This window comes from Dietzia aurantiaca, assembly GCF_021033825.1.
GTDB lineage: Bacteria > Actinomycetota > Actinomycetes > Mycobacteriales > Mycobacteriaceae > Dietzia > Dietzia aurantiaca.
This window is the reverse complement of the sequence record NZ_JAIFXZ010000003.1, coordinates 1-18,764: the sequence shown is the minus strand read 5'-3', so window position 1 is coordinate 18,764 and position 18,764 is coordinate 1. Positions and strand designations below refer to the sequence as shown.

The window sequence follows — 18,764 nt, the reverse complement described above, 5'->3', positions numbered from 1 at the left end:
CCGCCCGGGTTGCGGCGGCGCCCGTGCAGGGGTAGAGATGAGAACACGTTCTCAGGGCGGGGTGAGATTCCCCACCGGCGGTGATGTCACCGGTCCCACGACCGGAGGCGAGCCCGCGAGCGCCCCGCTTCGGCGGGGGTCAGCAGACCCGGTTGGATCCCGGGGCCGACGGTCATAGTCCGGATGGAAGAGAACATCGCGCCACCTGCGCGAGCCCCGGCCCACCCGGCCGTGGTGAGAGGGGTGACGCGGCATAAGCCCTGGGCCGTCTGTGTTGAGCCCGTGAAAGGGGCACACGATGAGCCTTCTCGTCTCATTCCTCGACGCGCAGTTGTTGATCGGCGGAGTCCCGATCCTGTGGCGCGAGATCATCGGCAATCTCTTCGGCCTGGCCGCCGCGATCGGCGGCATGCGCCGCGTGGTCTGGGCGTGGCCGGTCGGAATCGTCGGCAACCTCACCCTGCTCACCGTGTTCCTCGGCGGCGTCTTCCACACCCCGCAGGACGTGGACCTCTACGGACAGGCGGGCCGCCAGGTCATGTTCCTGGCGGTGGGCGTCTACGGCTGGTGGCGCTGGTCTAGCGAGAAGCGCCGGAACGCTTCGGCGGCCGAGGGCCCCGGCGGCAGCGTGGAGGACGTCCCGGCCGTCCGGCCCCATTGGGCGACGGGTCGTCAGCGTGCGGGCCTCGTCGTGGGCATGCTCGTCGGCACCCTGGTCTTCGGCTGGGTCTTCGCCGAGCTCGGCTCGTGGGGCCCGTGGGCCGACGCCTGGATCTTCACCGGCTCCGTCCTGGCCACGTACGGAATGGCGCGCGGCTGGACCGAGTTCTGGCTGCTGTGGATCGCGGTCGACATCGTGGGCGTGCCACTGCTGCTCAAGGCCGGCTACTACCCGTCGGCGGCGCTCTACCTGGTCTACGCGGCGTTCGTCATCTGGGGCTTCGTCGTGTGGTGGCGGGTCGACCTTGCCGAGCGGGCGGCTGCCGGCCGTCGCCCGCAGACACCGCGAGCTCCGGAGACGGAAACGGTCGCCTGACGCGCGGCCGTCGTCGGCTCCGGTTTCGCCGCGTGGTCAGACCCGCTCACGTTTTCCCAGGACGCGTCCGCGCTGGAGGTGCATTTGCGACCACGCGACGAGCGCACCCTTCGGCGCGCGATCATGCCCTCGGCGCGCGACCGCGCCCACCGCGCGACGATGCCCTCGGCGCGCGACCGCGCCGACCGCGCCCACCGCGCGATCAGGCCTGCCGCGTTCAGCGCCGGCGTCCCCGCACCGCGGCCACCACGATGAGCGACAGCGCCGCGAGCGCGAATCCGAGCCCGCGGAAGTCGATCCACGCGAACACCAGCCCGGACAGCAGCCCGCCCGCCGCGCCGGACAGGGCCACGGCCACGTCGGCCTGGCCCTGCACCGTCGCGCGGACGTCGAGCGGCACGGACGTCGTGAGCACGGTGGTGCCGGCCACCAGCCCGAGGCTCCAGCCGACGCCCAGCAGGATCAGCGCGAGCGCGACCAGCGCCGTCGACTGTGGCGGCGCGAGCGCGGCGATCACCCCGGACGACAGCAACACCACGCCCGCCGCCACCGCCACCGTCCGCGTGCCGTACTTGTCGACCAGCCACCCAGACAGCGGCGCGGGCAGGAACATCGCGGCGACGTGCAGCGAGATGATCAGCCCCACCATGGTCACGGCGTGGTCGTGCGCGCGCATGTGCACCGGTGTCATGGTCATCAGCCCGACCATCACGAACTGCGTCAGCGCCATTACCACCACGCCGGTGATCACGTCGGCGTTCCACACACGCGGCCGCTCGGCGGGGTCAGCGGGGAAGTGCGAAGAGGGGGAGGTAGAAGGCGAGGTAGAAGCCGAAGAAGTGGACGACGACGACAACGCCTCCACCGCGTCACCACCCACCGGGCCGGGTGCCGCGGCGCCGGGGGCACGGGGCTCGGTCGCGTCAGGCCCGGCGGCGTCGTCGGGCTCGGTCGCGTCGTCGAGCCCGGGACCCTCCTCGACTGCGGCCACGGCCGCCCGGCGTCGCGCCTCGATAAGCGGGTCCGGGCGCAGGAGCAGGGAGATCACGATCGCGGCGCCGCCGTACGCTGCCGCGGCGAGCAGGAACGGGCCGGCCAACGTGGGCAGACCGAGCGAGTCGGCGACAGACCCCATGGGGCCGACGAGGTTAGGGCCGGCGACGGCTCCGAAGGTGGTCCCGAGCAGCACGTAGGACAGGGACCGGCCGCGGCTGGCGGGCGTGGCCAGGTCGGCGCCGGCGTAGCGGGCCTGCAGGTTGGTGGCGGTGCCGGAGCCGTAGACGACAAAGGCGAGGAACAGCAGGGGCAGGGACCCGAGCGCGGCTGCCACGACGATCCCGATCGCCCCGAGGGCACCGAAAGCGAAGCCGGTCGCCAGGCCGGGGCGCCGACCGCGGGCCTGGGACAGCCGGCCGACCAGGATCGCCGCGAGGGCGGACCCGCCGGTGAACAGCGCCGACGGCAGCCCGGACAATCCCGGCCCGCCGAGCAGGTCCTCGGCCAGCAGCGCGCCCACGGTGACGCCTGCCGCGAGGCCGGCCCCGGCGAGGAGCTGGCCCAGGACGAGGACCGTCAGGATCCGCTTCTGCGCCGGGTCGGCCGCCGGGTTGGGCGCGGAAGGGCCAGGGGTGGCCCCGGCGGTATCCCCGGCGGGGCTGCTGCCCTCGGCGGCCCGCGGACGGGTCATCTGTCGACCCAGCTCCGGGCGTGGAGCAGCACGTCCACGGCGGTGGCCTTGCCTGCGGGTCGCAGGTCGTGACGGAGCGAGACCACCTCGAGCGCTTCGGCGCCGCGGGCGAGTTCGGTGATCCCGGGCAGCACGGTCGGATCCTGCGGCCCGCCCACACCGCGGCGCAGGTTCTCGGCGGCGTGGCCGAGGTAGACGAGGTGTCCGCCGGGCCGCAGCCACCCGCCTGCGGCGTGCAGCACGGCCACGAGGTCGGCCATGCCGAGGTGGAGGAAGCCGATCACCACGAGGTCGACCTTCTCGGTCGGCTCCCACGCGGTGGCGTCGCCGACCACCCAGTCCACGCTTCCGGTGCGCCCCTCGTCGGAATCCTTGGCGCGGGCCTGCTCGATCGCGACCTCGGAGAAGTCCACGGCCTCGACCCGCCAGCCGTGCGCGGCGAGCCAGCGGGCGTGCCGGCCGTCGCCGCAGGCCAGGTCGATCGCGGTGCCCACGGTCAGGCCCGCGTCCTCGGCGGCCGTGACCTCGGCGACGATGCGGGCGGCCGGGGTGGTGCCCCAGGCGTCGGGCTGCGCGAGGTAGCGGGCGTTCCATTCGGCTGCGTCCACGTGGGCGTCCTTTCGGTGTGGGGTCGGGGCGGGCGGCGGGTCCGTGCCGGTGAGCCACCGGGGTGTTCGGTGTCGCCGGTGGACGTGTTCGGTATCGCCGTGGGGTTCCAGTCTCCTCCACAGGGCGTTGCCGGGCACGGCGTGGCGCTCACTTCGGCACCATTGATACCCGCAAGGGTATCCGCTAGTGCCCGTCGGCGTGAGATCGTGGGTGTTTAGCCGGAGGTGATCATGACCGAGAACTCAGACCGCGACGATGCGTCGTTCTTCTCCCGCGGCTGGGTCGTGGCGAGCCCGATGCTGGAGCGGCTCGGCCTGGCCCGGGCTCGTCGGCGCCTGGTCGCGGGGCTGAGAGGCACGGTGGTGGAGGTGGGCGCCGACAGCGGAGTGACCTTCGAGCACTACCCGCCGGAGGTGACCCGTGTCGTGGCGGTCGAGCCCGACCCGCACCTGCGCGCGTACGCCCGGCGACGCGCGGCCCGCACGGCCGGGGAGGCTGGTGCGGGGACGTCCATCGAGGTCGTGGACGCGGTGGCCGAGGCGCTCCCGCTCGCGGACGGCGAGGCCGACGCCGTGGTCTTCGGGCTGGTCCTGTGTACGGTTCCGGACGTGCCGGCCGCGCTCGCCGAGGCCCGGCGGGTCCTCCGGCGCGGCACGCAAGAGCGCCCCGGCGCCCAGGCTCGGCGCGGCCCGCAAGAGCGCCCCGACGCGGAGGATCGGCCCGGCGGCGAGATCCGCCTGCTCGAGCACGTGCGCGCGCCCGGTCGGCTGGGCCGGTTCGCCGACCGCATCGCGCCGGTGTGGGGCCACGTCGGCGGGGGCTGTCGGCCGAATCAGGACACCGAGGCGCTGCTCGCGGAAGCAGGCTTCGATGTCGCGGCCCTGCAGACGCGCCCGTTCCCGCCGGTCGTGCCGCTCATGCCGATGCTCACCGGGTCCTCCCAGCCCGTTGGGACTTACGCGCTCTGAATGTCACTGTGGCGCCCGGTTGCGCACCCGGATTGCTTCATTCCGGGTGCGCAAGCCTGCGGGGTGAGGCAGGCGACAGGGCGCGCACGTCCCCGGGGTGAGGCAGGCGACAGGGCGCGCACGCCGCGGGCGCGAGGCATGCCGGCCCCTGGGTCAGCGCGCCCGCACCTCACGCATGGGCGGCCGCTCGCCGGGCGCCACCCGGATCGACTCGGAGACGAACTCGCCGGTCTCGGCATCGCGCCGGTGGAGGGTCAGGGTGTCGCCGGGCTCGTCGTCGTCGCCAACACCGCCACCCACGCCATCACCGCCCCGCGCACCGCCACCCCAGGCCGCCCGCCCGTGCCGCCGGAGCCGCTCTAGCACGGCCAGGTGCTGGTGCATCGCCATCACGGACAGCGCCGAGTCGGGGGAGTTGCGGTGCACGCGCCGCCCGAGGTCGACCTGGGCGAGCGCGTCGAGACCGTACGCCTCGTAGAGGTCGATGAGGATCCCGATGTCCACCCCGTACGCGCCGGCGAACGGGATCGACTCCAGCGCCGCGCGGGTGCCCGCGTACTCGCCGCCGAGCGGCTGGATGAACCCGGTCAGCGCGGGCCAGTGGGTGGCCAGCAGCGGCCGCGCGACGAGCTCGGTGACGCGGCCCCCGCCCGCGGGCAGGACGGTGCGGCCGTCGTCGAGGGGCCGGTCGAAGGCGCCCTTGCAGAACACCACGCCCGGCTCGGTCAGCAACGGCCCGAGCAGCCCCACGGCGAAGTCGGTGTCGAACTCGCGCAGGTCGGAGTCGAGGAACACGACGATGTCGCCGTCAGTGGCGGCCAACGATTTCCACAACGCCTCGCCCTTGCCGGGCACGTCACCGAGGGCGGGGAGGATCTCGCCCTGCGCCACCACGCGGGCCCCGGCGCCGGCGGCCACCGCCGCGGTCGAGTCGGTGGAATGGGAGTCCACGACGACGAGCTCGTCGATCAACGGCACCCCGATCACCAGTTCGGTGCGCAGCGCCTCGACGATCAGTCCGACCGTCGTCTCCTCGTTCCGGGCCGGCAACACGACCGAGATACGGCGCCCGGCCTTGGCCGCCACGAGCTCGTCCGGGCGAAAATCGGCGACCCGGTAGGTCCGGCGCGTCGACCAGGCGCGAACCGGGTCGATCCGGTCCGCGAACGCCGTACGCGAGTTGTCGGTCACCTCCGCGATCCTGCCAGAGCGGGGGAGACCCGGCCGAGAGCGGGAGAACCCGTTCACCCCGGTGTGCCACGATGCAGTCATGGATTTCTCCCCGTCCCCCCGCGCCGCTGACCTCACCGCGGCGGTCCGGGAGTTCATCGCTACTCGGATCGCGCCGGTCGAGTCACAGATCCACGCGGACATCGCTCGTCGTCGCCTGGCGGGGGAGGACTCGTGGGCGGTCGACCCGCGCCTCACGGCGCTGCAGGCGGCAGCCCGGGCGGAGGGGCTGTGGAACCTCTTCCTGCCCGCCGGCCACGAGGGCCCCTACGCCGAGCGCTACGGCACCCGCGGCGGCGCCGGCCTGACGAACAGCGACTACGCCCCGGTCGCGGAGGAGATGGGCCGCTCGTTCCTGGCGCCGCTGGTGTTCAACTGCAACGCCCCGGACACCGGGAACATGGAGGTCCTGCTCAAGTACGGCTCGGCCGAGCAGAAGGATCGTTGGCTGGACCCGCTGCTGGCGGGCGAGATCCGCAGCGCGTTCCTCATGACCGAGCCCGAGGTCGCGTCCTCCGACGCCTCGACCATGGCCGCGACCGCCCGGATCTCCGGCGACGAGGTGGTCCTCGACGGCCACAAGTGGTGGTCCACGGGCGTCGGTCACCCGGACTGTCGGGTCGGGATCTTCATGGGCGTCACCGACCCCGACGCCCACCGCTACCTGCGTCATTCCATGGTCCTGGTGCCCATGGACGCCCCCGGCGTGACCGTGGAGCGGATGCTCACGGCGCAGGGGATGTTCGACGAGCCGCTGGGCCACGGCGAGGTGCGACTGGAGGGCGTGCGGCTGCCGGTCAGCAACATCATCGCCGGCCCGGGTCGCGCCGCCGAGATCGCGCAGGGCCGCCTCGGCCCCGGGCGCGTCCACCACTGCATGCGTCTCATCGGCCTGGCCGAGCTCGCGCTGGATTTGGCCTGCCGCCGGGCGTCGGAGCGGGTGGCGTTCGGCAAGCCGATCGTCAACCTGGGCGGCAACCGCGAGCGACTGGCCGAGGCGCGCATCGCGATCGACCAGGCGCGGCTGCTCGTCCAGCACGCCGCCTGGAAGCTCGACACCGAGGGGCAGGCCGCGGTCGAGGTAAGCGCCATCAAGGTCGCCGTTCCGCGCATGGCGCAGCAGGTCATCGACATGGCGATGCAGCTCCACGGCGGCGCCGGGATGAGCGACGATTTCCCGCTGGCCGGCGCGTACGCCACGGCGCGGGCGCTGCGGCTGGCGGACGGCCCGGACGAGGTCCACCTCGGCGTCGTCGCCCGTGCCCTGCTCGCCCCCTACCGCGACGCCGCCGCGGCGCGCACCACCGCCGAGGAGAGCCGATGAGCGCACGCGACCGCCAGACCTCACGTGACCACGACCCGGCGCTACGCCGGCGCGTCCCCGGCACGGGGGAGGTGCGCGGGGAGGATTCGTTCGACGTCGAGGCCGTGGCCGCGTGGTTGCGGTCGATCACCCCCGATGACCCGTCGGTGCTGGCCGGCGTGGATCTGGGCGACGACGACGACCCGGTCCTGCCGGAGGTGCGGCAATACACCGGGGGCGCCTCGAACCTGACCTACCTGCTGCGATACCCGGGCGCCGACCTGGTCCTGCGTCGCCCGCCGATCGGCACCAAGGCCCGGGGCGCGCACGACATGCGCCGGGAGCACCGGGTGCAGTCGGGGCTGCGGCCGGTGTACCCGCTGGTGCCGCGCATGGTCGGGTACTGCGACGACATGGCGGTCATCGGCTCCGAGTTCTACGTGATGGAGCGGATGGCGGGCACGATCCTGCGCAAGGATCTGCCGCGTGAGCTGCGGATGGACCGCGTCACCACCCGTCGGCTGTCCGAGGCGGCGGTGGACGCGCTCGTCGACCTGCACTCGGTGGACATCGCGGCGGCCGGGCTCGAGGAGCTCGACCGTGGCGAGGGCTACGTGCGGCGGCAGGTCGAGGGATGGTCCGCCCGCTACCGGCGGGCGCGCACCGCCGACGTGCCCGATTTTGCGCCGGTGATGAAGTGGCTGGAGGCCAACCAGCCCGAGGACTCCGGGCACTGCCTGATCCACAACGACTTTCGGTTCGACAATCTGGTGCTGGACCCCGACGACGTCACGACCGTCGTGGGCGTCCTGGACTGGGAGATGGCCACCGTGGGCGATCCGCTCATGGACCTGGGCGGCGCCCTGGCCTATTGGGTACAGGACGACGACGGCCCGGTGTTCAAGGCCTTCCGCCGTCAGCCCACCAACGCGGCGGGCATGCTCACCCGCCAGCAGGTGGTGGACCGGTACGCGCGGCTCGCGGGGATCACTATCACCGAGGAGCAGTGGCGGTTCTACGAGGTGTTCGGCCTGTTCCGGCTCGCGGTGATCGCGCAGCAGATCAACCACCGTTATTTCCACCGGCAGACCACCAACCCGGCGTTCCGGGCGTTCCGCCCGGCCGTGGGACTGCTCGAGCAGCGCTGCCTGCGCATCATCCGCACCGGGCACGGCGATCTCACGCCGGGCCGGATCGGGGTGCGCGACGTGCTGCCCGAGCTGCTGGCCGTGCCGCGGGTCGCGATCCCACTGGTCGCGGGCGGCGTGCACGACGTGCGCACCAGGGTGGGCGAGATCCTCGGCGCGATCACCGGCCACGACGGAACGGAGAATCGCTGATGGGTGCCATTCATCTCGTCCGCCACGGTCAGGCCTCCTTCGGTTCCGGCGACTATGACCGGCTGTCGGAGACCGGGCATCTGCAGGCGCGCCTGGCCGGCGAGGACATGGCCGCCCGCGGGCTACGGCCGGACGTGATCATCCACGGCGGGCTGCGCCGGCAGCGCGAGACCGCCGAGGGCATCCTGGCGGCGCTGCGCGAGCACGCGGGCTGGGACTGCCCTGTCGAGGTCGACGAGGGCTGGGCCGAGTACGACGCCGACGAGGTCCTCGAGGCCGCGCGCGTGGCCGGACTGTCGGCCGAGCACGGCACCCTCGACACCGCCGGCTCGTCCGCGGAGGCCAAGCAGGCCTTCCAGCGCCAGCTCGACGCCGCGCTCGGCCACTGGGCCGGGCTCGAGGCGTTCGCGCAGTACACGAGCACCACGACCGCCTCGCTCGCCGCTGCCGCGGACCGTTCGGGAACGGGGAGGACGACCGTCGTGGTGTCGTCGGCGGGCACGATCTCGCTGGCGGCCGCCGGTCTGTTGGCCGACAGCGAGGGCGTGGTGGGGCTGTGGACCCGGCTGCAGCGCGTGACCGTCAACACGGGCATCGCGCGCGTCGTGGTGGGCCGCGAGGGAATGAACTGCATCGCGGTCAACGAGCACCAGCACCTCGAGCGCGCGGCCGGCCCCGAGGACCCGCGCAGGCTCGTCACCCTGCGGTGACCCGGACCGCGAGCCGCCGGGTTGCGCGGGGCTGAGCCACGCGGTCGCCGATGCGGTGGTCCGCGTCACCGTATCGTGGGGCCAGGCGGCCGCGACAGCGGCTGTGACAGCTCTGACGAGGAGTCCCGATGCCCACGTTCCGCCGCGGCCACACCACGATCGCCTACACCGACACCGGCGTACCCGAGGGCCGCGAGGACGCCCCGGTGGTGTTCTTCGCCCACGGACTGTTGTTCTCGGGCTGGATGTTCCACCACCAGATCGAACATCTCCGGGCGGATTACCGCTGCGTGACCATCGATTTCCGGGGCCAGGGCAACTCGCCGCGGGCGCGGGGCGGGTACGACATGGACACGCTCGCCGTGGACGTGGCCGAGTTGCTGCGGCACCTGCAGATACCGGTGGTGAACTTCGTGGGGCTGTCGATGGGCGGTTTCGTCGGGATGCGGCTGGCGGCCCGGCAGCCGGAGTCTGTCCACACCCTCACCCTCATGGACACCGCCGCCACGGCCGAGGAGCCCGCCAACCGCAGTAGGTACAAGACGCTGGCGAAGGTGTACCGGCTCACCGGGGTCCGGCCGCTGCGGGCCCGGGTCGCGCCCATCATGTTGGCCCCGGGGAACATCGACGCCCCGTGGGTGGAAGACTGGCTGGCGGCGCTCGATCGGACGGACCGTGCGGGCCTGGCCAAGGCGATCGAGTCCGTCGCGGACCGCGACCCGTGTGAGGACGAGGCCGTCCGGGTCATCGCGCCGACCCTCATCATGGTCGGCGCCGAGGATGCCGCGACGCCCCCGGCCAAGTCGCGGCGGCTCGAGGATCTCATCGCCACGACGAGCTTCCACGAGATCCCCGGGGCGGGGCATTCGCCCAGCATGGAGCGCCCGGACGAGGTCAATGCCATCCTTTCGGCGTTCCTCTCCGAATACAACGCATAGCCATATAAAAGCGCCCCACTTCATGCGCGGACAAGGGAACTGATGACAGCGGATCAATCGTCGCCGGACACACCACCGACAGACCCGGCTGTGACCGGGTCCGACGCGCACGGCGCTGCCCGCGACAGCGGCTGGGTCGGTGTCCTTACCGGCCGGGTGACCGCCTGGGTGATGCTGCTGGTCATGTTGGTGGCCGCCGGTGCGGTGTTCGCGTTCGCGTCGTCCGGGTCCGCGTCCGAGGCGCCCAACACGCTGCCAGACGACGCCGAGGCCGCTCTTGTCTCGCAGATCCAGTCGGAGTTCCCCGACTCCGGTTCGGTTCCGGCGGTCCTGGTCGTGAGCCGGGCCGACGGCGGCGAGTTGGGGCCGCAGGGCATCGCCGCCGCGGTGGGTGCCGGCGAGCGGATGTCCGAGGTCGTGGGCGTCCCGGCCCAGGGGCCCATCCCGTCCGAGGACGGTGCGGCCGCCCTGATGCTCGTGCCGGTCGACTCCGAGATCCTGTCGGGCAGCGAGGGGAATGAGCTCGTCGCCGACATGCGCGCCGCTGTCTCGGACGGCCTCGACGACGGCGTGAGTGCGCAGCTCACCGGTGGTCCGGCCTTCGCCGCCGACACCGCAGCAGCGTTCGAGGGCGCCGACTTCCGGCTGTTGGCCGCCACCGCGCTGGTCGTGGCGGTGCTGCTCATCATCACCTACCGCTCCCCGGTGCTGTGGCTGGTCCCGCTGATCATCATCGGAATCGCCGACCGGGTCGCCTCGCTCGTCGTCGCCGCGCTCGGGGAGGCCATGGGCGTCACCGTCGACGGCTCGACGTCGGGCATCGTCTCCGTCCTCGTCTTCGGCGCCGGCACCAACTACGCGCTGCTCCTCGTCTCCCGCTACCGCGAGGAACTGCGTAAGAACGAGGACAGGCGCGGCGCACTGCGCGCCGCCTACCGCGGTGCCGTGCCCGCGATCCTGGCCAGCAACATCACCGTCGTCCTGGCTCTGCTCACCCTGCTGCTGGCGACCCTGCCCAACTACCGCTCGCTCGGTATCTCCGCGGCAGTCGGGCTGATCATCGCCGTGATCTTCGCGCTGGTCGCACTGCCTGCCGCGCTCGCCGTGTGCGGCCGGGGTCTTTTCTGGCCGTTCATCCCGCGCCCCGCCACTGGTGCCGCCACTCCCGCCGCCACGGGCTCCGCAGTGGGCTCCGCGGCGCGGGGTGAGCATGAGCAGCACGGCAAGCACGAACTGCACACGTCGACGACCCCCGTCGGCTTCGACGACGAGGTCCCGCCCGGGATCTGGGGCCGGATCGCCTCGCGTGTGGTCCGGCGGCCCGTCACCGTTCTGGTGTCGTGCGTGTTGCTGCTGGTCGTGCTGGCGTTCGGGCTCCTCGGCACGCGCGTGGGACTGAGTCAGACCGAGCAGTTCCGCACCGCGTCCGAGTCGGCTGCGGGACTGGAGACGGCGGCCGAGCACTACCCGGCCGGCGTCACCGACCCCGTCACGATCGTCACCCGTACGGGAACCGAGAGGCAGGTCCTCGAGGCCGTCCAGGACGTCACGGGTGTGGTCTCCGCTACCCCGTCGGGAGAATCCGGCACCGGGTGGAGCCGGGTGAACATCGTCCTGGACGCCGCCCCGGCCACCGAACGCTCGGAGGAGAGTGTGCTCGGCCTACGCGACGCCGTCGACACGGTGCCCGGTTCCGAGGCGCTCGTCGGTGGTTCGGTTGCCAAGGCGGTCGACACCTCCGAGGGCAACGTCCGCGACTTCACGCTGATCGCGCCGCTCATCCTGCTGGTGGTCTTCGTCGTCCTGATCCTCGTGCTGCGGTCCTTGATCGCCCCGTTGCTGGTGATGGCTGCCACGGTGTTGTCGTCGGTCGCCGCGCTCGGGCTCGGCACCTTCGTCACCACCCAGATCCTGGGCTTCCCCGGACTGGACGTCTCGGTGCCGCTGTACAGCTTCCTGTTCCTGGTGGCGCTGGGCGTGGACTATTCGATCTTCCTGACGATCCGCGCCCGGGAGGAGGCGGCCACCCACGCCACCCGCGAGGCCATGGTTCGTGCCGTCGCGCTGACCGGCGGCGTCATCACCTCCGCCGGCATCGTGCTGGCCTCGGTGTTCGTGGTGCTCGGTGTGCTGCCGCTCATCGTGCTCACCCAGGTCGGCGTGATCGTGGCGCTCGGTGTGCTGCTCGACACCTTCGTCGTTCGTACGCTCGTCGTCCCGGCACTGTTCACCCTGGTCGGGGACAAGGTCTGGTGGCCCGGTGATCCGCGGAGCGGCGCCGGCGCCCGTACCTCCCGGAATGCACACGACACCTCCGATTCCGCTCACGGCACCAACGCCACCCCCGCCGGTACCGCACAGGAGATCCACTCATGAATCCGCTCCGCGCTACCCGAATCCGCTCACTGATCACCATCTCGGTGATCGCGCCACTGCTCGCCGCCGGTCTCGGGGCCGCCCCGACCGCAGGCGCCCAGGACCTCACCGACGGAGGACGCCTGGGGGGCGGTTCCTCGCAACTGCTGCCCGACGGCGTCGCGCTCGGCTCCGTGGGGGGACCCGAGCTCAGCCAGGTCGACTCCGTCGACCTGGAGAGATATGCGGGTCAGTGGCATCAGGTGGCCGCCATCCCGCAGCCGTACACGCTGCAGTGCACCAACGACACCAAGGCCGAGTACGAGATCACCTCCCCCGGCACGGTGTCGGTCCGCAACACCTGCGGTTCGGCCGTCAGCTCCGATTCCGTGATCGAGGGTGCGGCCACCGTCCGCGACACCGACACCAACGCCTCGCTCCGGGTGAACTTCCCGATGGTTCCGTTCCAGGACGAGAACGGGCCCGTCAACTACCGGATCACCTATCTGGCCGACGACTACTCGGTGGCCATCGTGGGTGATCCCACCCGGTCTTCGGGATTCGTGCTCAGTCGTGAACCGGTGCTCGCTCCCGAGCAGTGGTCGACGGTGCGACAGGTGATCGAAAACCGGGGTTGGTGGTCGTGCGCCTTCCTCACCGTTCCAATGGCTGAAGGCCGCGGCGATGTGACGCCGCTGTGCCTGCTGCCCTGACGAGAGTGATGGGTGCGGTCCGATGAGCATCGACGTCAGCTGCACGGTTCCCGTGGCCCCGGCCGAGGCGTGGCGCTACCTCGCCGCGCCGGGCGCGCTGCGGCGGCTGTCCCCACCGTTCATGTCCTTGCGCCCGGTGCACGAGGCGGGATCGCTGCGCAACGGCGAGGCCGTACTCGAACCCCGAACCGCCCTGCCGGGACCGCTGGCCGCACGGTTCGGCCCCCGGTGGGTCGCGCGGCACGACCCCCAGGGTTTCGTCGACGGCGAGCGCTTCGTCGACCGCTGCGTGTCCGAGCCCTACGCCACGGCGACCGGCTGGGTGCACGTGCATACCGTGACCGCCGGACCGACCGGCACCGCCATGCTCGGCGATCGCGTCGAGGCCCGCGTCCCCGAGCCGATGCTGACGCGTGTGTTCGCCTACCGGTACCGCCAGATGGCCGCCGATCTGGCGACGATCGCGCAGTTCGGCTCGGCAGCGGCGCCGGCGGCGACGCCCCTGACCGTCGCGGTGACGGGTGCGTCTGGCCTTATCGGCACGGCGGTGACCGCGCTCCTCGGCGTCGCGGGGCACCGCGTCCTCCGGCTGACCCGCCCGGGCGGTGGCCTCAACGCCGGTAGAGACGACGCCGGGAGTCACGACGACGACAACGCCGTCGACCCCGCCCCCGCTCACCGGTCCGAGCGCGTCTGGGACCCGGCCGCTCCTGCGACTGATCTGCTCGACGGCGTCGACGTCCTGGTCCACCTGGCCGGCGCGTCGATCGCCGGTCGTTTCACCGGCAGCCACCTGCGGAAGGTTCGCGACAGCCGGATCGACCCCACCCGCCGGCTGGCGGAACTCGTGGCCGCGCGCGACGGCGCCACCGCGATGGTGTGTGCGTCGGCCGTCGGCTTCTACGGCGCCGACCGCGGCGGGGAACCACTGTCCGAATCGGCGGCCAACGGGACCGGGCCGCTCGCCGCGATCGTCGCGGACTGGGAGCGCGCCTGCGAACCCGCCCGGCAGGCCGGTGCGCGCGTGGTGAACGTCCGGACCGGGCTCGTGCTCTCGGCGGCCGGCGGGATGCTGCCGCCGCTGGCGGCGATCACCCGGACCGGCCTGGGCGGTCGCCTCGGCTCCGGGCGGCAGTGGATGTCGTGGATCTCGCTCGACGACCTCACCGACATCTACCTGCGGGCGATCGTCGACCCGGCGCTCGCCGGTGTCGTCAACGGCACCGCGCCGGAGCCGGTCACCAACGCGGACTTCACGCGGGAACTCGGCGCTGTGCTGCATCGCCCGACGGTGGTCCCGGTGCCGGGGTGGGCACCCGGGCTGCTCCTCGGCACGCGAGGCGCTGACGAACTCGCGTTGGCGGATCAGCGGGTCCTGCCCCACGCCCTGACCGAACTCGATCATCACTTCCGCTACCCGCGACTGCGTGAGGCGCTGGAACACGAGCTGGGTGCGGAGAGCCTGCCCACCGCGCTGTAGCTGCGATTGGCGTGGATCGCTGCAGGATTCTCACCGGCGTGGGTCTCGCAGCTCCGCAGGATTCTCAGCGCTGCAGGATCATCGGGACGAGTACGCGTCGCGCGAGGCCACGGATCTCGTCCTCGGACTGCACGAGCGGCGGGCCGTCGGGCATCACGACCAGCGAGTGGAGGAACCGGCCGACGGCGCTGCCGACCTCGCGGGACAAGTCCTCGACCTCGGTGTCGCTCATCGCGCGGGTGTGGACGTCGGCGTCCCAGGTGTTGCGGACGAACTCCGCGACGATCTCGGTGATCGCGGCGAGCACCGAGTCGGACTGCCCGGCCAGCACAGCCATGGTCTCGATCTTGTCCACCTCGATGAGCCGGCGGACCAACTCGCTCTCGCGGATGTCGAACACCGTGCCCACGAGCAGATCCTCGACGTGCCGCACCGGGTCCCATTCCAGCGACTCGAACGACGTGAACCGGGCGTTGACGGACATCATCAACCGCTGTGCCTCGTGCGCGTAGATGGCCCGGAGCATCTGGTCGCGCGTCCCCAGCCGACGGTAGAGGGTCACCCGGGTCACGCCGGCCGCTCGTGCGATGACGTCCGTGCTCGACGCCTTGATCCCGCGCTCGGCGAGGACCGCACACGCCACCTCGATGATGCGGATGTCCTCCGCGTCATGAACGACAGCGGCGCCGCCGTCCGCATCCTCCGCAGACGTGCTGTCGGAGGATGCATCACCGGACGCTGTGCTGTCAGGCACTGCGTCGGCAGGGCGGTCGGCGCCGCGGCCAGTGTTACGTGTCACTCCCTCATGTTACGACCTGAGTGTGAGATGTGAGGCGTCACCTCGGAGCTCGTCGACGCTAGGGGTCAGCGGGGCTGCTCGCCCTCGACCGGGTAGGCGCTGTAACCGCTGGGCGAAGCCCCAGGCTGCGGGGCCTGCGGCCCGTCGATCGCGGGCGTGCTGGACTGTCCGGGCGCGGCCTGACCAGATGTAGAGGGGTCGGGTGCGGCCCCACCCTCGGATTCGGGAACCATGTCGAAGACGCCGGGTTTGGGCTTGCTCGCGCGGGTCTCCTCCTCGTCGACCGAGGTGGTGCCCTTCGCCGCGGCCTCCGCCATGGCGACGGATCGCGCGATCTCGGGATCGGTGGAGGTGTCGAACCACTCGTCCGGCGCGGACGGCAGATCCGCATCCGTGTCGACCTCGGAGGGCTCGTAGCGGAACACCCCGTCGTCGTCCTTCTTCGCGACGGCCTTGGCGAAGTTCTCCAGCGAGTCGCCGAACTGTGACGGGATCATCCACATGGTGGCGGCGTCGCCCTTGGCCATCTCCGGCAGGTTCTGCACGTACTGGTAGGCCAGCATCTCCGGCGTCGGCTTGGAGGCCTTGACCGCGGCGTTGACGCGGGCGATCGCGGCGGCCTGGCCCTCGGCGACGAGGTAGCGCGCCGCCCGCTCACCCTGGGCACGCAGCATGCGGGACTGGCGATCGGCCTCGGCCGAGAGGATGGCCGCCTGCTTGTTGCCCTCGGCGTCGAGGATCGCGGCCTGCTTGGCGCCCTGCGCGGTGGTGATCGCGGCCTCGCGCTGGCCCTCGGCGGTGAGGATGGTGGCGCGCTTCTCGCGGTCGGCGCGCATCTGCTTCTCCATCGAGTCCTGGATGGAGGGCGGCGGATCGATCGACCGCAGCTCGACGCGGGCCACACGCAGTCCCCAGCGACCCGTCTCGGAGTCGAGCACGCCACGCAGTTGCTTGTTGATCATGTCGCGGCTGGTGAGCGTCTGCTCGAGCGTCAGACCGCCGACGACGTTACGCAGTGTCGTGGTGGCCAGCTGCTCCACAGCGATGATGTAGTTGTTGATCTCGTAGACCGCCGACTTGGGGTCGGTGACCTGGAAGTAGACGACCGTGTCGATGCTCAGCGTGAGGTTGTCCTCGGTGATCATCGACTGCGGCGGGAAGGTGACGACCCGCTCGCGCAGGTCGACCTTGGCGCGCACCCGGTCGATGAACGGGATGATCAGCGTCAGCTGACCGCTGGCGGTTCGTTGGTAGCGACCGAGCCGCTCGATGACGGCGGCCTCCGCCTGGGGGATGAGCTTGACCGAGCTCACCACCACCGAGGCGATCAATATGACGATGACGGCAAGGAAGATCAATCCACCCATGGCATTCCTCTGGTTGTGTCGTGCGTGTCGGGTTTATTGGTCAGACCGATGCGGAGTCCGCGACGGTCCTAGAAGCCGCGCACGACGATGGCCGTGGCGCCCTCGATCTCATGCACGAGAATCTTGTCGCCCGCGGCGAACGTCTCGCCCTCGATGAGCGGCCGCGCCGTCCAGGTGTCCCCGGAGATCTCGATCAGTCCGCTCGAGGAGTCGATGGCTTCGACGACGGTTCCGTCCCGTCCGGTCAGCGCGGCGGTGTTGGTGTCGTGCTCCGGCAGTGCCGCGAGGAGACGACGTCGGACGACCGGGCGCACGGCGGCGAGCATGATGACGGAGACGAGGGCGAACGCCAGGGCCTGGCCCCAGATCGGGACGCCGAGGAACGCCGCGCCCGCGCCTCCGAGCGCCCCGGCGGCCAGCATGAGCAGAAACAGTTCGCCACCGGCCGCCTCTCCGGCGGCCAGTAGTACTGCTGCTCCGAGCCAGACCAGTCCTACGTGCATGTCACGAGACTACCGGCATCAGCTGCCCGGGAGGGCGGTCCCGAGGGCCGGATCTGGGCGGAGGAGGTCCGGATCGAGACCGGTGGCGGTCGGACTAGGCTCGTCCGCGTGTCGATACTCAAGAAGTTCGCGTGGCTCTCGGTGGCCACGGCGATCGTCACCATCGTGCTCAAGATGGCGGCCTGGTACGTCACCGGTTCGGTGGGCCTGCTCTCCGATGCCGCCGAGTCGGTGGTCAACCTGGTCGCCGCCCTCATCGCGGTCGGGGCGGTGACCGTCGCGGAGCGACCGGCCGACGACGACCACCAGTACGGGCACTCCAAGGCCGAGTACTTCTCGGCGGGCGTCGAGGGCGCGATGATCTTCATCGCCGCCGCGTTCATTCTCGTGGTGAGTGTCGAGCGCATCATCAATCCGGCCCCGTTGGAGTCCATGGGCGTCGGCCTGGCGATCTCGGTGGTCGCCGCGGTGATCAACGGGATCGTCGGGGCGGCGCTCGTGCGCGCCGGCACCACACACCGCTCGCCGACCCTCAAGGCGGACGGCAAGCACCTCATCACCGACGTGATCACCTCCGTCGGCGTGGTGGTGGGCCTGACGCTCGCGTGGCTCACCGGGTGGGAGATCCTCGACCCGCTGGTGGCGATCGGAGTGGGGCTGAACATCCTGTTCATCGGTTACAAGTTGGTGAAGGAATCCGGGATGGGGCTGATGGACGCCACCCTGCCGGAGGAGGACAACCGGGCGATTGAGGAGGTACTGGATCGCCATCGTGTGCCGGGTCGCGTCGACTTCCACGAGTTGCGCACCCGTGAGTCGGGCAAGTGGCGCTTCGTCGAGTTCCACGCCCTGGTGCCGGGGGACTGGAGCGTCGATCGCGGGCACGACCTGGTGGAGACGGTGGAGCAGGAAATCCACGCGGCCCTGCCGAACTCCCACATCGCCAGCCACCTCGAGCCGATCGAGGACGAGCGCGCCTACAACGACGTCCATCTCTGACCGGCCTGCGGGATAGGCCGCGGGCCGCGGGGCGCGGGCCGCGGGGCGCCGGCCAGGTCTGCCGCCCGCGCTGCCTGGTCGCGCAGGGCGCCGGCCGGGCCGGGTCTGCCGCTCGCGCTGTCGTCGCGTGGTCGCAAATCATGTTGGTGCCGGGCCCTGTTCTGGGAGAATGTGAGCGGGTCAGACCACTCGGCGAAATTCGGTACGCGCAAGTCGCGTAATCCGGCCCGATCCCGGTCGTATTCTTATCCGCGTGGCACATCCCATCATGTTCGACGCCGACGATCCGCTGCTCGCACGGCTGCGGGGCATCTGCATGGAGTTCCCGGACGCCGCGGAGAAGATCTCGCACGGCCGGGTGGTCTGGTTCACGACCAAGGTGTTCGCGGTCTACGGCGGCAAGGTCAAGGGCGACCACGCCGATCCGTTGCTCGACCGGGCCCTCCTCGTGCTTCCGGACCCGGCCGAGCGTCTGGCGCTGGACCAGGACGAGAGGTTCCACGTGCCCGCCTACTACGGCCCAGCCGGGTGGCTGGCCCTGCCGCTGGACGCCGGCGCCGTGGACTGGGACGAGGTGGCCGAGTTGGTCGAGTCCTCGTACCGCCAGACCGCGGGCGTCCGCCGGGTGGCGCGGCTGGACGAATCCCGCTGAGGGGCCCGGGCACGGCCTGACCGTCCCGGCCGTCCCGACCGACCCTGCAGGCGTGCGGTCAGCCGGCCGCCGACC

17 protein-coding genes and 1 riboswitch are annotated in these 18,764 nt (G+C 71.5%); of the genes, 11 read left to right on the top strand and 6 right to left on the bottom strand.

Features of this window, described 5'->3' with window-relative positions; genetic code table 11:
- Positions 1–43 precede the first annotated feature (43 nt).
- A riboswitch (FMN riboswitch) is annotated at positions 44–199 on the top strand.
- A 99-nt stretch (positions 200–298) separates the two neighbouring features.
- Positions 299–1,036: a nicotinamide riboside transporter PnuC gene (pnuC, locus tag K3888_RS04845; RefSeq protein WP_230929119.1), complete on the top strand. Its 738-nt coding sequence runs from the start codon at positions 299–301 to the stop codon at positions 1,034–1,036.
- Positions 1,037–1,253: 217 nt separating this feature from the next.
- Here pnuC and K3888_RS04840 read toward each other — a convergent pair whose 3' ends face one another.
- The gene (locus K3888_RS04840) at positions 1,254–2,723 is read right to left on the bottom strand and encodes an MFS transporter (protein ID WP_230929118.1); all 1,470 of its coding nucleotides are present in this window, start codon (positions 2,721–2,723) and stop codon (positions 1,254–1,256) included.
- Positions 2,720–3,331 (bottom strand): class I SAM-dependent methyltransferase, encoded by a 612-nt coding sequence (locus K3888_RS04835; RefSeq protein ID WP_230929117.1) that lies wholly within the window; start codon positions 3,329–3,331, stop codon positions 2,720–2,722. The genes K3888_RS04840 and K3888_RS04835 overlap by 4 nt, the downstream gene beginning before the upstream one ends.
- A 231-nt stretch (positions 3,332–3,562) precedes the next feature.
- On the opposite strand from K3888_RS04835, the gene K3888_RS04830 reads away from it, so the two are divergent.
- The gene (locus tag K3888_RS04830) at positions 3,563–4,300 is read left to right on the top strand and encodes a class I SAM-dependent methyltransferase (RefSeq protein WP_230929116.1); all 738 of its coding nucleotides are present in this window, start codon (positions 3,563–3,565) and stop codon (positions 4,298–4,300) included.
- Between the two features lie 153 nt (positions 4,301–4,453).
- On the opposite strand, the gene K3888_RS04825 is transcribed toward K3888_RS04830, so the two are convergent.
- Entirely contained in the window at positions 4,454–5,491 is a 1,038-nt protein-coding gene (locus K3888_RS04825; protein WP_230929115.1) for a glucosyl-3-phosphoglycerate synthase, read from the bottom strand.
- A gap of 79 nt (positions 5,492–5,570) precedes the next feature.
- Between K3888_RS04825 and K3888_RS04820 the strand changes: the two genes are divergently transcribed.
- The 7 genes from K3888_RS04820 to K3888_RS04790 all read left to right on the top strand — a co-directional run bounded on the left by K3888_RS04820 (position 5,571) and on the right by K3888_RS04790 (position 14,369).
- The gene (locus K3888_RS04820; protein WP_230929114.1) at positions 5,571–6,854 is read left to right on the top strand and encodes an acyl-CoA dehydrogenase family protein; all 1,284 of its coding nucleotides are present in this window, start codon (positions 5,571–5,573) and stop codon (positions 6,852–6,854) included.
- On the top strand, positions 6,851–8,173 hold the full coding sequence (locus K3888_RS04815) for a phosphotransferase family protein (protein ID WP_230929113.1): 1,323 nt from the start codon (positions 6,851–6,853) through the stop codon (positions 8,171–8,173). The genes K3888_RS04820 and K3888_RS04815 overlap by 4 nt, the downstream gene beginning before the upstream one ends.
- Positions 8,173–8,883: a histidine phosphatase family protein gene (locus K3888_RS04810; protein ID WP_230929112.1), complete on the top strand. Its 711-nt coding sequence runs from the start codon at positions 8,173–8,175 to the stop codon at positions 8,881–8,883. The genes K3888_RS04815 and K3888_RS04810 overlap by 1 nt, the downstream gene beginning before the upstream one ends.
- Positions 8,884–9,011: 128 nt before the next feature.
- The gene (locus K3888_RS04805) at positions 9,012–9,821 is read left to right on the top strand and encodes an alpha/beta fold hydrolase (protein ID WP_230929111.1); all 810 of its coding nucleotides are present in this window, start codon (positions 9,012–9,014) and stop codon (positions 9,819–9,821) included.
- Positions 9,822–9,992: 171 nt separating this feature from the next.
- On the top strand, positions 9,993–12,197 hold the full coding sequence (locus tag K3888_RS04800) for an MMPL family transporter (protein WP_269074852.1): 2,205 nt from the start codon (positions 9,993–9,995) through the stop codon (positions 12,195–12,197).
- Positions 12,194–12,889 (top strand): lipocalin family protein, encoded by a 696-nt coding sequence (locus K3888_RS04795; RefSeq protein WP_230929109.1) that lies wholly within the window; start codon positions 12,194–12,196, stop codon positions 12,887–12,889. The genes K3888_RS04800 and K3888_RS04795 overlap by 4 nt, the downstream gene beginning before the upstream one ends.
- Positions 12,890–12,911: 22 nt before the next feature.
- Complete coding sequence (locus tag K3888_RS04790; RefSeq protein ID WP_230929108.1) at positions 12,912–14,369, top strand: TIGR01777 family oxidoreductase; 1,458 nt, start codon at positions 12,912–12,914, stop codon at positions 14,367–14,369.
- A gap of 64 nt (positions 14,370–14,433) precedes the next feature.
- Here the strand turns inward: K3888_RS04790 and K3888_RS04785 are convergent, their stop codons facing one another.
- The 3 genes from K3888_RS04785 to K3888_RS04775 all read right to left on the bottom strand — a co-directional run bounded on the left by K3888_RS04785 (position 14,434) and on the right by K3888_RS04775 (position 17,038).
- Positions 14,434–15,168: a TetR/AcrR family transcriptional regulator gene (locus tag K3888_RS04785; RefSeq protein ID WP_230929107.1), complete on the bottom strand. Its 735-nt coding sequence runs from the start codon at positions 15,166–15,168 to the stop codon at positions 14,434–14,436.
- A 65-nt stretch (positions 15,169–15,233) separates the two neighbouring features.
- Complete coding sequence (locus K3888_RS04780; RefSeq protein ID WP_230929106.1) at positions 15,234–16,535, bottom strand: SPFH domain-containing protein; 1,302 nt, start codon at positions 16,533–16,535, stop codon at positions 15,234–15,236.
- Between the two features lie 68 nt (positions 16,536–16,603).
- The gene (locus K3888_RS04775; protein ID WP_230929105.1) at positions 16,604–17,038 is read right to left on the bottom strand and encodes an NfeD family protein; all 435 of its coding nucleotides are present in this window, start codon (positions 17,036–17,038) and stop codon (positions 16,604–16,606) included.
- A 108-nt stretch (positions 17,039–17,146) separates the two neighbouring features.
- On the opposite strand from K3888_RS04775, the gene K3888_RS04770 reads away from it, so the two are divergent.
- Positions 17,147–18,037 (top strand): cation diffusion facilitator family transporter, encoded by an 891-nt coding sequence (locus tag K3888_RS04770; protein WP_230929104.1) that lies wholly within the window; start codon positions 17,147–17,149, stop codon positions 18,035–18,037.
- A gap of 253 nt (positions 18,038–18,290) precedes the next feature.
- Positions 18,291–18,689: an MmcQ/YjbR family DNA-binding protein gene (locus tag K3888_RS04765; protein WP_230929103.1), complete on the top strand. Its 399-nt coding sequence runs from the start codon at positions 18,291–18,293 to the stop codon at positions 18,687–18,689.
- Positions 18,690–18,764: the final 75 nt, after the last annotated feature.

What these genes read in the sequence shown, in the direction of transcription:
- K3888_RS04805 (WP_230929111.1), top strand. Translation starts at nt 9,012, where the DNA reads ATGCCCACGTTCCGCCGCGGCCACACCACGATCGCCTACACCGACACC.
- pnuC (WP_230929119.1), top strand. Translation starts at nt 299, where the DNA reads ATGAGCCTTCTCGTCTCATTCCTCGACGCGCAGTTGTTGATCGGCGGA.
- K3888_RS04775 (WP_230929105.1), bottom strand. Translation starts at nt 17,038, where the DNA reads ATGCACGTAGGACTGGTCTGGCTCGGAGCAGCAGTACTACTGGCCGCC.
- K3888_RS04780 (WP_230929106.1), bottom strand. Translation starts at nt 16,535, where the DNA reads ATGGGTGGATTGATCTTCCTTGCCGTCATCGTCATATTGATCGCCTCG.
- K3888_RS04800 (WP_269074852.1), top strand. Translation starts at nt 9,993, where the DNA reads ATGCTGCTGGTCATGTTGGTGGCCGCCGGTGCGGTGTTCGCGTTCGCG.
- K3888_RS04820 (WP_230929114.1), top strand. Translation starts at nt 5,571, where the DNA reads ATGGATTTCTCCCCGTCCCCCCGCGCCGCTGACCTCACCGCGGCGGTC.
- K3888_RS04790 (WP_230929108.1), top strand. Translation starts at nt 12,912, where the DNA reads ATGAGCATCGACGTCAGCTGCACGGTTCCCGTGGCCCCGGCCGAGGCG.
- K3888_RS04810 (WP_230929112.1), top strand. Translation starts at nt 8,173, where the DNA reads ATGGGTGCCATTCATCTCGTCCGCCACGGTCAGGCCTCCTTCGGTTCC.
- K3888_RS04830 (WP_230929116.1), top strand. Translation starts at nt 3,563, where the DNA reads ATGACCGAGAACTCAGACCGCGACGATGCGTCGTTCTTCTCCCGCGGC.
- K3888_RS04795 (WP_230929109.1), top strand. Translation starts at nt 12,194, where the DNA reads ATGAATCCGCTCCGCGCTACCCGAATCCGCTCACTGATCACCATCTCG.
- K3888_RS04840 (WP_230929118.1), bottom strand. Translation starts at nt 2,723, where the DNA reads ATGACCCGTCCGCGGGCCGCCGAGGGCAGCAGCCCCGCCGGGGATACC.
- K3888_RS04815 (WP_230929113.1), top strand. Translation starts at nt 6,851, where the DNA reads ATGAGCGCACGCGACCGCCAGACCTCACGTGACCACGACCCGGCGCTA.